Annotated in this window: 15 protein-coding genes and 1 pseudogene; 9 read left to right on the top strand and 7 right to left on the bottom strand. The window is 34.6% G+C overall.

The window, feature by feature from the left end; all coding sequences use genetic code 11:
• The first annotated feature begins 60 nt into the window (after positions 1 to 60).
• Positions 61 to 447: a DoxX family protein gene (locus ACKXGU_RS13450; protein WP_463465787.1), complete on the top strand. Its 387-nt coding sequence runs from the start codon at positions 61 to 63 to the stop codon at positions 445 to 447.
• Here the strand turns inward: ACKXGU_RS13450 and ACKXGU_RS13445 are convergent.
• The 4 genes from ACKXGU_RS13445 to ACKXGU_RS13430 all read right to left on the bottom strand — a co-directional run bounded on the left by ACKXGU_RS13445 (position 444) and on the right by ACKXGU_RS13430 (position 4,650).
• Positions 444 to 1,187, bottom strand: coding sequence for a hypothetical protein (locus ACKXGU_RS13445; RefSeq protein WP_463465786.1), 744 nt, complete (start codon positions 1,185 to 1,187; stop codon positions 444 to 446). The genes ACKXGU_RS13450 and ACKXGU_RS13445 overlap by 4 nt on opposite strands.
• A 97-nt stretch (positions 1,188 to 1,284) precedes the next feature.
• On the bottom strand, positions 1,285 to 3,279 hold the full coding sequence (ligA, locus tag ACKXGU_RS13440) for an NAD-dependent DNA ligase LigA (RefSeq protein ID WP_463465785.1): 1,995 nt from the start codon (positions 3,277 to 3,279) through the stop codon (positions 1,285 to 1,287).
• Between the two features lie 4 nt (positions 3,280 to 3,283).
• Positions 3,284 to 4,147, bottom strand: a complete 864-nt coding sequence (prmC, locus tag ACKXGU_RS13435; protein WP_463465784.1) for a peptide chain release factor N(5)-glutamine methyltransferase — start codon at positions 4,145 to 4,147, stop codon at positions 3,284 to 3,286.
• Positions 4,148 to 4,158: 11 nt separating this feature from the next.
• The gene (locus ACKXGU_RS13430) at positions 4,159 to 4,650 is read right to left on the bottom strand and encodes a GNAT family N-acetyltransferase (RefSeq protein WP_463465783.1); all 492 of its coding nucleotides are present in this window, start codon (positions 4,648 to 4,650) and stop codon (positions 4,159 to 4,161) included.
• 23 nt (positions 4,651 to 4,673) lie between these two features.
• Here ACKXGU_RS13430 and ribD point away from each other — a divergent pair, with 23 nt between their 5' ends.
• Genes ribD through ACKXGU_RS13410 form a run of 4 tightly spaced genes read left to right on the top strand, consistent with a single transcriptional unit; the run spans position 4,674 to position 7,764 of the window.
• Positions 4,674 to 5,678: a bifunctional diaminohydroxyphosphoribosylaminopyrimidine deaminase/5-amino-6-(5-phosphoribosylamino)uracil reductase RibD gene (ribD, locus tag ACKXGU_RS13425; protein ID WP_463465782.1), complete on the top strand. Its 1,005-nt coding sequence runs from the start codon at positions 4,674 to 4,676 to the stop codon at positions 5,676 to 5,678.
• Entirely contained in the window at positions 5,671 to 6,282 is a 612-nt protein-coding gene (locus tag ACKXGU_RS13420; protein ID WP_463465781.1) for an HAD-IA family hydrolase, read from the top strand. The genes ribD and ACKXGU_RS13420 overlap by 8 nt, the downstream gene beginning before the upstream one ends.
• Positions 6,279 to 7,142 (top strand): EamA/RhaT family transporter, encoded by an 864-nt coding sequence (locus tag ACKXGU_RS13415; RefSeq protein ID WP_463465780.1) that lies wholly within the window; start codon positions 6,279 to 6,281, stop codon positions 7,140 to 7,142. The genes ACKXGU_RS13420 and ACKXGU_RS13415 overlap by 4 nt, the downstream gene beginning before the upstream one ends.
• A gap of 1 nt (position 7,143) precedes the next feature.
• On the top strand, positions 7,144 to 7,764 hold the full coding sequence (locus ACKXGU_RS13410; RefSeq protein WP_463465779.1) for an IMPACT family protein: 621 nt from the start codon (positions 7,144 to 7,146) through the stop codon (positions 7,762 to 7,764).
• Here ACKXGU_RS13410 and ACKXGU_RS13405 read toward each other — a convergent pair.
• Positions 7,753 to 8,151, bottom strand: a complete 399-nt coding sequence (locus ACKXGU_RS13405; protein ID WP_463465778.1) for an acyl-CoA thioesterase — start codon at positions 8,149 to 8,151, stop codon at positions 7,753 to 7,755. The genes ACKXGU_RS13410 and ACKXGU_RS13405 overlap by 12 nt on opposite strands.
• 183 nt (positions 8,152 to 8,334) lie before the next feature.
• Between ACKXGU_RS13405 and dnaA the strand changes: the two genes are divergently transcribed.
• The 4 genes and pseudogenes from dnaA (at position 8,335) to ACKXGU_RS13385 (ending at position 12,424) form a co-directional block, all read left to right on the top strand.
• Positions 8,335 to 9,762 carry a chromosomal replication initiator protein DnaA gene (gene dnaA / locus ACKXGU_RS13400; RefSeq protein WP_463465777.1) on the top strand — a complete coding sequence of 476 codons (1,428 nt, stop codon included), beginning with the start codon at positions 8,335 to 8,337 and terminating at the stop codon, positions 9,760 to 9,762.
• An 11-nt stretch (positions 9,763 to 9,773) separates the two neighbouring features.
• Entirely contained in the window at positions 9,774 to 10,241 is a 468-nt protein-coding gene (locus ACKXGU_RS13395) for a low molecular weight protein-tyrosine-phosphatase (RefSeq protein WP_463465776.1), read from the top strand.
• 53 nt (positions 10,242 to 10,294) lie between these two features.
• Complete coding sequence (locus ACKXGU_RS13390; protein ID WP_463465775.1) at positions 10,295 to 11,707, top strand: PQQ-dependent sugar dehydrogenase; 1,413 nt, start codon at positions 10,295 to 10,297, stop codon at positions 11,705 to 11,707.
• A pseudogene (locus ACKXGU_RS13385) lies at positions 11,707 to 12,424 on the top strand (SAM-dependent methyltransferase). The gene ACKXGU_RS13390 and the pseudogene ACKXGU_RS13385 overlap by 1 nt, the downstream one beginning before the upstream one ends.
• 6 nt (positions 12,425 to 12,430) lie before the next feature.
• Here ACKXGU_RS13385 and ACKXGU_RS13380 read toward each other — a convergent pair.
• Together ACKXGU_RS13380 and ACKXGU_RS13375 are read right to left on the bottom strand one after the other, a co-directional pair.
• Complete coding sequence (locus ACKXGU_RS13380; protein ID WP_463465774.1) at positions 12,431 to 13,096, bottom strand: peptidoglycan-binding protein LysM; 666 nt, start codon at positions 13,094 to 13,096, stop codon at positions 12,431 to 12,433.
• 108 nt (positions 13,097 to 13,204) lie between these two features.
• The gene (locus ACKXGU_RS13375) at positions 13,205 to 14,113 is read right to left on the bottom strand and encodes a DUF2279 domain-containing protein (protein ID WP_463465773.1); all 909 of its coding nucleotides are present in this window, start codon (positions 14,111 to 14,113) and stop codon (positions 13,205 to 13,207) included.
• Between the last annotated feature and the right edge of the window lie 2 nt (positions 14,114 to 14,115).

The following is a 14,115-nucleotide window of genomic DNA, read 5'->3' as shown; positions in this document are numbered from 1 at the left end:
GTCGCCTTTTTGTAATGATTTCTTTTGGATTGCGTCTAAAATGCCATCAAACCCAACAATATGAAATCAAAAATCACTTTTGTTTTAAGACTCATAGTAGCAATAATCCTTATTCAAACCTTACGATTTAAATTTACGGCTCATCCGGACAGTGTTTATATTTTTGAACAAGTTGGTTTAGAACCCTATGGTAGAATAGGCATAGGTATTGTAGAATTAATTGCAGGGATACTCTTATTAATCCCAAAAACCGTTTGGATTGGTGCCTTCTTGACAATTGGTGTCATTGGTGGTGCCATTATGATGCACCTAACTAAATTGGGAATTGAGGTTAATAATGATTCCGGAACCTTATTTATAACTGCTTTGGTTACCTTTATAATATCACTGATTATAGTATATCAATATCGAAAGGATATTCCTTTTCTGAAACAGAAAAACAGTTAGGCAAAAAATTGTACTTTTTTGTTTCTGATTTTGGATTGAAAGTGAAAGAAACTAAATGCAAGTACAAATAACAATGTTTGCATTAAATTCAATAGATCCTTATCTGAAATGTAGTAATAAGCTACTTGAATGACTTCAGAAAACACGATACATATTGAGCCAAAGAATAATAATAAAGACTTCTTATTGTCATTATAAAAGTAGCTGATTAAACAGGAAGTCAGTACTAACAACATGACTATGTTGTAAATAAGTTCTATAAAAAACAAATAAGAATCTTCAACATAAGGGTTGACAATGGTCAACAACACATATATAATGTAAACGTTCAAAGCACTTAAAACCACCAAATGAATTCGGTAATTTTTGAAAACCATCTTGATGTCCAGTGTTTTCATAACATCAATCAACAATAATATATATGCGGCTATGTATATTATATTACCCACAGTATAATTGATACTATCATATAATGTTAATTGTTCATCCGTCATGGTTGAAAAGTCAAAAAACAATTCGTTGAAAACCGAAAGTTCTGAAATGGAATATAGTATGAGAAACCATGTAAAATAGACGGATCTGCGTTTGACATTATTAAAATACAACAATGCAAATAAAGGCACGATGAGTGCCCTGAAGAATTGAGACAAGAAATATTCCTGTTTAAATTCAAACACGGTAAATGCTACACATAGCATTATTATAAATCCAATTAATATATTAGACTTTCTAACCCTCATAGATTTACACATTATTGAAAGCAAATATATACAAAATTTACAATTAATCGATAAAAATATACACTTTAACGATGAAAAGTGATTATTTATATTAATTCTAAATAATCATATTCAGGAAGTCTTGTTCCGAAATAATGGAAACATGCAGCTTTTCCGCCTTGTCTTTCTTACTAGGCCCCATGTTATCACCTGCTACAACATAGTTTGTTTTTGAAGATATTGAAGATGAGACCTTTCCGCCATTATCTTCTATTAATTTTTTAAGTTCGTCACGTGAAACTGATTGAAAAACTCCCGAAACCACAAATGTTTGACCAGATAATTTATCTGTTTGATTAGCCAATTGATCTTGGGAAAGTTCAAATTGAATACCAACTGACTTAAGTTTATTAATTATTGAGAGATTTTCTTCGTCTTTAAAAAATTGCACTACGCTTTCCGCTATCTTAATACCAATTTCATCAACGTTTACCAGTTCTTCAATATTAGCATTTATCAGAGCATCAATAGATTTATAATGCTTGGCTAATTTTTTAGCTACTGTTTCGCCTACATATCTTATTCCCAGTGCATAGAGCACACGTTCAAAAGCAATATTTTTTGATTGCTCAATTCCAGTAATAAGGTTTTCAGCGCTTTTATCAGCCATTCGCTCTAACGGAAGCACGTCCTCTTTAGTTAATTGATACAAATCAGCATAATTGATAATCAACCCAGCATTAACAAGTAAAGCCACCGTTTCGCCTCCTAAACCATCAATATCCATAGCCTTTCGACTAATAAAATGCTGAATTCTACCGATAATTTGAGGCTTGCATCCATTATAATTAGGACAATAATGCTGTGCCTCACCTTCTTGCCTTACCAATTCTGTATGGCATTCGGGGCATTGGGTTATATATTGCGTGGGTTCAGAATTATTTGATCTTTTGGTAAAATCAACAGCAATTATCTTTGGAATAATTTCTCCTCCTTTTTCAACAAAAACAGTATCACCTTCCCTTATATCCAATTTGGCTATTTGGTCTGCATTGTGCAATGATGCCCTTTTAACAGTTGTGCCTGCCAATTCAACAGGTTCTAGATTGGCCACGGGCGTAATCGCTCCTGTTCGCCCAACTTGATAGGTGATTTCCAATAATTTTGTCGAAACTTGCTCGGCCTTAAACTTATAAGCGATAGCCCATCTTGGTGCTTTGGCTGTATAGCCTAACTCTTCCTGTTGCTGCAAACTATTGACTTTTATTACAACACCATCCGTCTCATAAGGTAAATCATGCCTGTGGACATCCCAATATGAAATAAATTCCAAAACCTCATCGATTGAATTCACCAGTTTCGCCGCATCAGGCACCTTAAAACCCCAGTTTCTGGTTTTTTCCAGGCTTTCAAATTGAGAAGAAATATTTAAATTTGTTCCAGTGATATTATAAAGCAAGCATTCTAGAGGACGTTTGGCCACTTCTGAACTATCTTGCAACTTCAAACTTCCTGACGCCGTGTTTCGTGGGTTTCGATAAGGCTCCTCGCCTATTTCAATTCGAGCCTCATTCATTTGATTAAAGCCTTCAAAAGGTAGGACAATTTCACCACGAATATCAAATTTTGGCGGATAATCTCCTTTCAATTGCAATGGAACCGATTTTATGGTTTTAACATTTTCAGTTACATTATCACCCTGAACACCATCCCCTCTTGTCACAGCTTTAATAAACTTACCATTTTCATAAGTTAAACTGATGGATGCGCCGTCATACTTTAATTCACAGGTATATTCAATAGAGCCATCAACCATTTTTTTTATTCGAGTTTCCCAATCCAATAAATCTTCTTTAGAATAGGAGTTATCCAAAGAATACATGCGATGTTCATGAACTACTGTTTGAAAATTTTTGGTTATAGCGCCGCCTACTCGTTGCGAAGGTGATGTAGCATCAAAAAATTCAGGATGTTTAGCTTCAAGCTCTTGAAGCTCCTGAAGCTTCATATCAAACTCAAAATCACTAATTGTAGGGTTGTCCAACACATAATAATTGTAATTGTGTTGACGAAGTTCTTGACGTAACGTATCTATCTGTTCTTTTACTGACATAGTTTTATTTAGAGGCTATTAACATTCTATCATTCCCAAAAATATCTTGCTTGAGGCGGCAATTTTTAAAACCATAATCAGCTAGTAACTGTTTGGTTTCCTGACCAAGATATTGATTAATTTCAAAAAATAGCAGCCCATTTTCTTTTAAATTATCAACAGCAAACTCGGTAATGGCTTTATAAAATTGTAATGGATTATCATCTGCTACAAATAATGCTTGGCTTGGTTCATAATCCAAGACATTAAGTTTCATTTCAGATTTTTCCTGCTGTCTCACATACGGTGGGTTAGAGACAATTATATCAAATTTTCGGTTTTTAGAATCGATGTCATCCTTCTTTAGAATATCGGCTTTAATAAATGTTATCTCAACCTTATTATCCAAAGCATTTTGTTTGGCAATCTGCAAAGCGCTTTCAGAAATATCAATCGCTGTAACTTGAGCATTTGGAAGGTTTTTAGCTAGTGTAATGGCAATACACCCTGTTCCTGTCCCAATATCCAAAATATCAAGAGACTTTTCTACTTCACTCGAAGTGACATTATTAATAATCCATTCAACCAATTCTTCTGTTTCTGGTCTTGGAATTAAGGTATGTTGATTGACTTTAAAATTCAGTCCAAAAAATTCTATTTCACCAATAATATACTGAATAGGCTCATGTTTCTTCAATCTGGACAACGCATCAAATAACGGCTCCTCTTCTTTTTTTAAGATGGTTAATTGTGGTTCAAGCACTAATGAAATTCGATCCAAATCCAAAAAATGTTTGATGAGGATGTAAAAAAAACTAGCGACTTCATGATTACCATATTCGGCATCTAATTCTTTATGAAATATTGTTTGAATGTCTTTCAGCAACATATTTCAGATTATTACAAATTCTTTATCATCCATACATTGCATGAGTAATGACCCGTGTCTCCTAATGGCTGCTCTAAATTTTCAAATCCAGACTTACTATATAATTTTCTGGCGTCATCCATATAAGGCATGGTCTCCAAGTAACATTTTTCAAAACCAAACTCTTTAGCTTTTTTTAAACATGAGTCCATCATTAAAGAACCAAGACCTCTCCCTCTGGCTTCAGGTAAAAAATACATTTTTTGAAGCTCACAAACATTGCCATCAAAGTTATCCAAGGGTGCAATTCCTGCACCGCCAATAATGCGACCTTCATAATCAATGACATAATAGATGGATTTACTATCCTTATAAGTGTCGGTCATGATATCTAATGATTTGTTTGCATAGGCCGTACCTACTTTTGGAACTCCAAATTCAATCAAAACACTTCGAATGACTTGAGCTATTTGCTCATCATCTCGTTTGGTTATTTCCCGTATAACAATATTATTATTGCTCACTATAATGTGTTATTTTTACGCCTGTGAAGATACATGAAAAATACATAAAACGCTGTATTGAAATTGCCAAAAACGGATTGGGAACAACCGCTCCAAATCCTATGGTAGGCTGCGTGATTGTTCACGAGAACGCGATTATTGGCGAAGGATATACCGGTCCGTATGGTGGCCCTCATGCCGAAGTCAACGCAATTGAGTCTGTCACCAATAAAGAGCTCCTCAAATTAGCGACGCTATATGTGACTTTGGAACCTTGCAGCCATTTTGGAAAAACACCTCCTTGTGCCGATTTAATAGTGGAATATAAAATCCCCAAAGTTGTCATTGGAACTATTGATATTCATAGCAAAGTTGCCGGGAAAGGCATAGAAAGACTCAAAAATGCGGGATCTGAAGTAATTGTTGGGGTATTGGAAGATGCCTGTAAAGAACATCACAAGCGTTTTTTTACGTTTCATAATAAAAAAAGACCGTATATTATTCTGAAATGGGCTCAAAGTGCAGATGGATTTATTTCTCCAAAAAGCAAACTCCAAAACAAACCTTTTTGGATATCCAATAGCGCTTCTCAACAATTGGTACATAAATGGCGTACACAAGAGCAAGCAATTTTGATTGGCACCAAAACAGCCATTGACGACAATCCCAGTTTAACGGCCAGAAAATGGCAAGGACAAAACCCGATTCGAATCGTTTTGGACCGAACCCGAAAATTACCTTCAGATTTGAACGTTTTTAATAAAGAAGCAACCACCATTATTATTTCAGATCAAGAAATCGATTTTAAGAACAATGTTCCCGCAAACATCTGCTCTTATTTATATAACCAAAACATTCAATCGGTCATCATTGAAGGAGGCTCTAAAACACTGCAATCGTTTATTAATGCGAACCTTTGGGATGAAGCGCGCATTTTTACAGGACCTATGTTATTAAAAGATGGTACTCCATCACCACATTTCGATTACAAACCTAATACATCCAGTACTTTACTAAATGATACTTTAAAAATTTATATCAATGATTAAAGCCTTGATTTTTGATTTTGGTGACGTTTTTATAAACCTGGATAAAAAAGGCGCTATGGACAATGCCTTAAATCTCTTTAAGCTTAATCAATTTACGCCACAAATGATTCATACCAATGAATTGTATGAGCAAGGCAAAATAACATCAGAAGATTTTATGTTATTTTACCTAAAAACCTTTCCTAACCTGACAAGAGAACAGATTTTAGAAGCCTGGAATTATATATTGAAGGATTTTCCAAGGCGCCGATTGCACTTTATTGACAATTTAGCCAAAAAACAAGATTATCAACTCATTTTGTTGAGTAACACCAATGAATTGCATATTAATTGGATTAAAGAAAATGTTCCTTTCTATGAAATTTTTAAGAACAGCTTTCACCAATTTTATTTGTCTCATGAAATTGGATTAAGAAAACCTAATAACGATATTTTTCAATTTGTGTTGGATGAAAACAACCTTAATCCAAAAGAATGCCTTTTTATTGATGACACTACTGATAATACTATGACGGCAAAAAATATGGGTTTTCACGTTTGGAACATTGATGAAACCTCACAAGATATCACGGATTTATTTTCCATAAAACAGGAGTTGTTTTGATTTATCTGTTATTCAGCATCTTATCCTCAACAGCCATTTTCGTGTTGTTTAAATTGTTTGATCGTTTTCGAATAAATACGCTTCAGGCTATTGTCACAAATTATATAACGGCCTTCATTCTCGGTCTGAGTTTAAGCACCAAAAAGTTTAATCTTTCTGAAATTTGGAATGCTAAATGGTTTTTGGGCGCCATTGTTTTGGGTTTTTTATTCATAAGCATATTCAACATGATGGCCATTGTTTCACAACGAAATGGTGTATCAGTGGCCTCGGTTGCTACAAAAATGAGTGTTGTCATCCCAGTCATTTTTGGAATTTATCTTTATAGCGAAAGCACTGGATTACAAAAACTATTAGGTGTCATTTTAGCTTTAGTTGCCGTGGTACTGGTCTCACTTAAACCAAAATCCCAAATTCGAATCAAAAACAATCTTTTGTTTCCATTTTTAGTGTTTTTGGGATCTGGAATCATAGATACATCGATTAAATATTTAGAAACATTTTATGTAGAAGATAATGGAATCCCGCTTTTTTCAGCTACAATTTTTGGTTGCGCAGCCATTATTGGTGTTTCCCTCTTAATATTTAATAAGTTTAATGGCACGTTTAAATTGAACAAATTGAGTCTTCTAGGTGGCTCCATTTTGGGTGTTGTGAACTATGCATCCATTTATTATTTACTAAAAGCTTTGGACCATGAATCACTAGAGAGTTCAACAATTTTTACTGTAAATAACGTAGCCATCGTCATGCTTTCAGGGATTGTTGGTCTATTATTGTTCAAAGAAAGATTATCCTTAAAAAACTGGTTAGGAATTGGCATGGCCATACTTTCAATTCTATTGGTTACATTAGCATAATTTGAAAGTTAAAGACACATACAAAACCATTAAATTGCCTTCCGAGGAGGTATTATTCAAAGACAAAAACAGCAAATTTTTCGGGTATGCTTTTCCTGTTACGTCTGAAGAAGCCATCAAGCAACATTTGGAAACATTAAAAGCGCAGCATCATTCGGCAAGACATTGGTGCTATGCCTGTCAGTTAGGAAAAACAGAGAAATCCATTCAATTCAGAGCTAATGATGATGGTGAACCCAACAACAGTGCCGGCATGCCTATATATGGACAAATACAATCATTTGATGTTACAAATATTTTAATTGTGGTAGTACGCTATTTTGGAGGTGTTAAATTGGGTGTCAGTGGTTTAATAAATGCTTATAAATCTGCTGCGCAATTAGCTTTGGAAGCTTCAGAAATCATTACAAAGACCATTAATGTCCAATATCTCATCGCTTTTGAATATAAGGACATGAATAAGGTCATGCGATTGATTAAAGAGAAAAATCTCAAGATTGTAGATCAAAAACTGGAACTGACATGCGAGATTACCATTTCAGTAAGGCTTAAACAAGCTGATAAGACATACAATTCCTTTAACAGCATATATGGCGTCGAAATACAAGAGCTAACTCTGTAGTTTTTCTAAAATATAATCAGGGCACTTGATAGGTCGTTTTGTTTTCATGTCAATAAAAGCCAAAACCGTATTAGCAGAAACTAACAAATCGCCATTTTCATTATAAATTTCATAATCAAATTCTATCTTAACAGAAGGCAATTTTGGTAGTATTGTTTTTACTTTAATTACCTCATCATAAAGGGCTGACTTTTTGAATTTTAAATTCATGGAAATTACTGGTAACATGACTCCATCATCTTCCATTTCTTTATACGAAATTCCTTTTTTTCGGAGCCACTCTGTTCGACCCATTTCAAGATACAATGCATAGTTGCCATGATGCACGACTCCCATCTGATCCGTTTCACCATATCTCACTCTTATTGGGATTTCATCGAAAAACATAGGTTGTTTTAAATATTTTTTTGTAGTTTAGGCATGGCTTTAAACATGCGAAAAAATTTCTAAAAATTCAATAGCCTATCATTTTTTTTTTTAGAATTTTGTTCACATATTTGTCGTGCTAAAAATCAACGAGGGAAATCCACATCTCTTAGACTAACTAACTAGTAAATTTCAACTTAAAGAATGAGTAAAACTGCGCAATCGGTATGGGAAAATTGTCTTAAATTCATAAAGGATAATATTCAACCGCAAGCATACAAAACATGGTTTGAACCTATAGTAGCAGTTAAGTTTGCCGATAATGCATTAAGTATCCAAGTGCCTAGTAAGTTTTTTTACGAATGGCTTGAGGAACATTATGTTAAAATATTAAAAGTTGCCCTAACCAAGCAATTAGGTGAAAACGCCAAACTGGTGTATATCATCAAAATGGAAAACACCTATGGCAATAAACAACCATTTACTGAAAAAATCCCGAGTTCCAATCGAACAGCAGTAAAAGCTCAAGATGTTGATATCCCGTTAAATAATAAAAGTCCAGAATTACGAAATCCATTTATCATTCCTGGGATCCGTAATGTAAAAATAGAATCTCAACTCAATCCTAATTATAATTTCGAGAACTTTTTAGAAGGTGACTCCAACCGATTGGCAAGAAGTGCTGGTTTAGCTGTGGCTGCAAAACCAGGAGGAACTTCTTTTAATCCGTTATTGATATTTGGTGGTGTTGGTTTAGGAAAGACACATTTGGCACATGCCATAGGTGTTGATATAAAGGACAAATACCCGGAGAAGACGGTATTATATATTTCAGCTGAAAAGTTTACCCAACAATATATTGATTCTGTAAAAAAGAATAATAGAAATGACTTTATTCATTTTTATCAAATCATTGACATATTAATTATTGATGATGTTCAATTCTTGTCAGGAAAATCTGGAACACAAGATGTTTTCTTTCACATATTCAATCACTTACACCAAAATGGCAAGCAAGTTATTTTAACTAGTGATAAAGCTCCTGTTGATATGCAGGATATTGAACAACGATTACTATCCAGATTCAAATGGGGTCTTTCTGCCGAACTGCAAAGCCCAGATTTTGAAACTCGTGTTTCCATTTTAAAGAATAAGTTGTATCGCGATGGTGTTGAAATGCCAGAAGAAATTATTGAATACGTTGCCAAACACATAAAATCCAACATCAGAGAATTGGAAGGTGCTATCATATCTTTAATTGCGCAATCATCATTTAATAAAAAGGAAATCACAACTGAATTAGCGAAACAAGTTGTTGAAAAGTTTGTAAAGAATACCAAACGTGAGGTTTCTATTGACTACATCCAGAAAATTGTTTCTGATTATTTCCAAATGGATATTGACACTTTGCAATCTAAAACCAGAAAACGTCATATTGTGCAAGCCAGACAATTAGCTATGTTCTTTGCCAAAAAGTTCACCAAAGCGTCCCTTGCCAGTATTGGTTCACAAATTGGAAAACGTGATCATGCTACTGTTTTACATGCTTGCAAAACAGTTGACAATTTATCATCTACTGATAAGCAGTTTAGAAAATACGTTGAAGATTTAACTAAAAAACTGTCGGTATAAATTCCTCCATTATGACAAAAGTACTCATGGTTTGCCTGGGTAATATTTGCCGCTCACCATTGGCTGAAGGCATCCTAAAGTCTAAACTCCCAGATTCAGGGTACATAGTAGATTCCGCAGGTACAGGCAATTACCATATTGGCGATTTACCAGACCAACGTTCTATTGATGTCGCTAAAAAGTACGGACTTGATATTACCAATCAGCGAGGCAGACAATTTAGCGTCAGAGATTTTGATGAATTCGATATGATTTATGTCATGGATAATTCAAATTTCGAAAATGTGATCAAACTAGCTCGAAATGCACAAGATATTTCAAAAGTAAATTACATTTTGAATGAAATTTATCCAAATCAAAACCATAGCGTTCCTGACCCTTATACAGGAGGTCCTCAAGGTTTTGAAGCTACGTTTAAAATGCTGGATGAGGCCTGTGAAGAAATTGCAGCCAAACTCATCAGGCAGCGAGAAAATTAATTCTTACTAATTCGTTTCTTTTTTTGTAATTTGGTAGCAAAACGCCAAAAAACATGAAAACAAGAAACACTACCCTACTTTTTATAGCAACTTTTTTAAGTTTCGCTGTTTTTTCTCAAGAGATTGATATTGATTTATTTGCATCTGGCTTCAATAGCCCTGTGAGTATAAAACATGCTGGTGACAGTAGATTATTTGTTGTCGAGCAGGGTGGCGTTATTAAAATAGTCAATTCTGATGGATCTGTTAATGCTACACCGTTTCTGGATATCGATTCCAGGGTGATAGACACTGGAAATGAACGCGGCCTTTTAGGTTTAGCTTTCCATCCACAATATATGTCCAATGGCTTTTTCTTCGTAAACTATATAAACAATAGCGGTAATACAGTTGTGTCGCGATTTATTGCAAATCCTCCTGATGGCAATATAGCCGACCCCAATACCGAAGATATTATATTGACTATCACACAACCCTTTTCAAATCACAATGGTGGCGATTTAGCTTTTGGAAATGATGGCTACTTATATGTTGCTACTGGTGACGGTGGTTCGGGTGGAGATCCCAACAACAATGCACAAAATTTAAATTCCATGTTGGGAAAAATGCTTCGTATTAACATAAATAGTGCTGAAGGTGGAAATAACTATGGCATTCCTGCAGATAATCCATTTGTTGGCAATGGAGCTGCCCTTGATGAAATCTGGTTTTATGGTTTAAGAAATCCATGGCGATTCTCATTCGATAGTCAAACAAATGACATGTGGATTGGTGATGTTGGCCAAGGAAACATTGAAGAAATTGATTTTGTAGAGTCTACTTCTACAGGAGGTGAAAATTTTGGTTGGCGTTGCTATGAAGGAAATGCTACTTACAATACTTCTGGATGCCCAGATGCAAACACCTTAACCTTTCCTGTGGCACAATATACGCATTCTGGAAATGGTCCATTTAAGTGCTCCATTACGGGAGGCTACAGATATAGAGGCATACTTTATCCTAATTTTTTCGGACTTTACTTTTTTGCCGATTATTGTAGTAACGAAATAGGCACATTGACTCCTAATGGAAGTGGATGGGACATGGCATTTTCAAATCAATTTACAGGTAATGGATGGACAACTTTTGGTGAGGCTATTGATGGCGAATTATATATTGCTGGTAGAAATTCAGGAAATATATATCATATTGTCGATGCTAGCTTAAGTATTGATGAATATTCAAAATCTACGTTTAGTTTATATCCAAATCCAGCTAAAGGATTTATCACTATTGAGTCTATTAATAATAAAGCCATCAATACTGTTAATATATACTCGCTACCTGGTAAGATAGTCAAATCCATTAATTTTAATGGTCTAACTCAAGCAGAAATCAATACTACAGATCTAGCTAAAGGTGTGTATCTTACAGAAATCATCTCGGATAAATCATCGAAAGAAATTAAAAAATTAGTTATCAATTAATGACAAACAAACTTGGGAAACTGTATTTAATCCCTACAACATTAGGTGACAACGATCCATTGGAAGTATTACCGATTACTGTCAAAAATACCATTGAAAAATTAGATACTTTTATTGTTGAAAATGAAAAATCGGCCAGACGATTCATTAAAAAAATAAGCCCTTCAAAGAAACAGTTCTGAACTCAAACTATATACGCTTAATAAACATACTGACCCTTCAGAACTACCTACCTTTATTGAAAGCTGTCTGAATGGCCAAGACATTGGTTTGTTATCTGAAGCAGGCTGTCCAGCTATTGCTGACCCTGGAGCCGATATTGTTGATTTGGCCCACAAAGAAAATATTCAAGTTATTCCTCTGGTAGGTCCTTCTTCAATTATTATGGCCTTAATGGCCTCGGGCATGAATGGACAGAGTTTTGCTTTTAATGGTTATTTGCCTATCGATAAGAATGCCCGAAAATCAGAACTACTGCGATTGGAAAAATTATCCCAACAACAAAATCAATCCCAATTATTTATCGAGACGCCTTATAGAAATAATACCATGTTGGAGGATATCTGCAAAACCCTAAATGATAATACATTCGTTTGTGTTGCTTGTGATATTACATTACCAACAGAATATATAAAAACGAAAACAGTAAGAAATTGGAAAAAAAATAGTGCTGACCTTCATAAAAGACCAGCACTGTTTATAATTCATAAAAACTAACTAAAATTAAGCTTTTAATTCCACTTTTGCTTTTCTATTAGGCTTTACTATTGAGGTATCATAACCAGAAAACTTTTTGATATAATGCTGGATGGTAGTTCCAAATGCATCTGCAAATACATCAGCACCATAACTTCTCAAATATTTTTTGACATTTCCTGGACCTGCTAAATGAGCAGCGGCTAAAATACCAGACTCTGTAATGTGAATACCGTTTATGGTTTTTCCAACAAATTTGTCAATGTCCTTTCTTAAAATCCATTTGTTACGTTCCGCATTTGCTAAAAATGCCTTTTCCTGGATTTCTGGATTGTTTAAAAAATGTGTTAGATTATAAACACCAATCATTTTAAGGGTTTCTTTACCAAATTGGTACTTTCCTAAATATCCAAAGGTGTTTACTGTAAAATAATCGCCACCTGACTCTTTAAAACCAAGAGCTTCTTTGAAACCTACAAACGATTTCCCCAAAGTTGGAGAGAATGGTTTATACGTTTTTTCAAGTGGTAACATGGTCGATTCCGAAGGATCTAATTCATTGACATTTGGGTATGACAATGTATTAGCAGAATAATCATTAGATGTAATCGCTTTATTCGTTTTAAACGAACTGAATAATAAGACACATATTGTAAGCGATAGGGCTATTAGACTTCCAATATTTTTTCTCATAATTTTAAATTTCTTCAACACATTTCTTGAGGGAAAAATGTTTTGAAATTTTCAGCGTGCAAAGGTATGAGGTTTTTTTAAATATTGAAAATTAATCGATTAAGTACCTTAAAAGTAGATTCCGTGTAGTAAAATGCCTTTTTCTTCGTTGAACTCCAAAGCTGGGAATGGTACTTTTATCGTATTAAAAACGCAGAATATCGATCGCAAAACATGAGAATTTGTTTTTATTCGGGTCAAATCAATATCCAAACTCAAGTAATATTGCCGGACTCTATTTTGATTCACAAAAGTACCATTTAACGTTTCATTATCACCTGTCAACATGCCATCGGCTCCATATCCAAAAGCAACATTCAGCCATTTGGGAATTTTGTCATTCTTTATAAAAGAATGCACATTAAAACTCAACCAGTAAGTTTGCCCATTATAATCCTTTAAAAACTCTTCTGAAAGCCCTTCTCCTAGTTTTTCTGGTCTTTGAGAAGCATATTGGGTTTGATGAAACGAATACTTCATTGTGATACGCTGTTCTTTCCACAACAACTCTTGACCAACAAACAAGCCTGTTCCTGCGGCATTAGCAGCCATATCGCCCCAAGAAAATCCCCATTCTTCTGAAAAACCATCAAAAATCTCAACGGCCGTTAAAAAAGTAAATCCCAAAGTCCCTCCGTAAATCAGCTGATCTTTCTCACTGACACCACTCCAATTGAGTACACTAGCTCCCAGTCGACCTAGTTGATAGGCAGAATACACATGGCCTAGCTTATCCATTTGTAACCATTCGCTGTTATCATTAAGGGTATGAAATTTGGAACGCGGATAATCTTGATACCATAATTGGTCTAAAGCCAATAATGACAATGCCCCTAAACTGGCCTCGGTAATAATCACAGCATTCCTTCTCGGTTTGTTTAGAGAATCACTGGGTTTAAGAAACAGGGTTATTTGAGATTGTGAATATGAGAAAAACACAAAAAAGCAAGCAACACTATTTATCCAAAGCTGTCTCAATA

It is taken from the genome of Hanstruepera sp. CR43 (assembly GCF_055227665.1).
The sequence above is the reverse complement of the archived record's forward strand: the minus strand, read 5'-3'. Positions and strand labels throughout refer to the sequence as shown.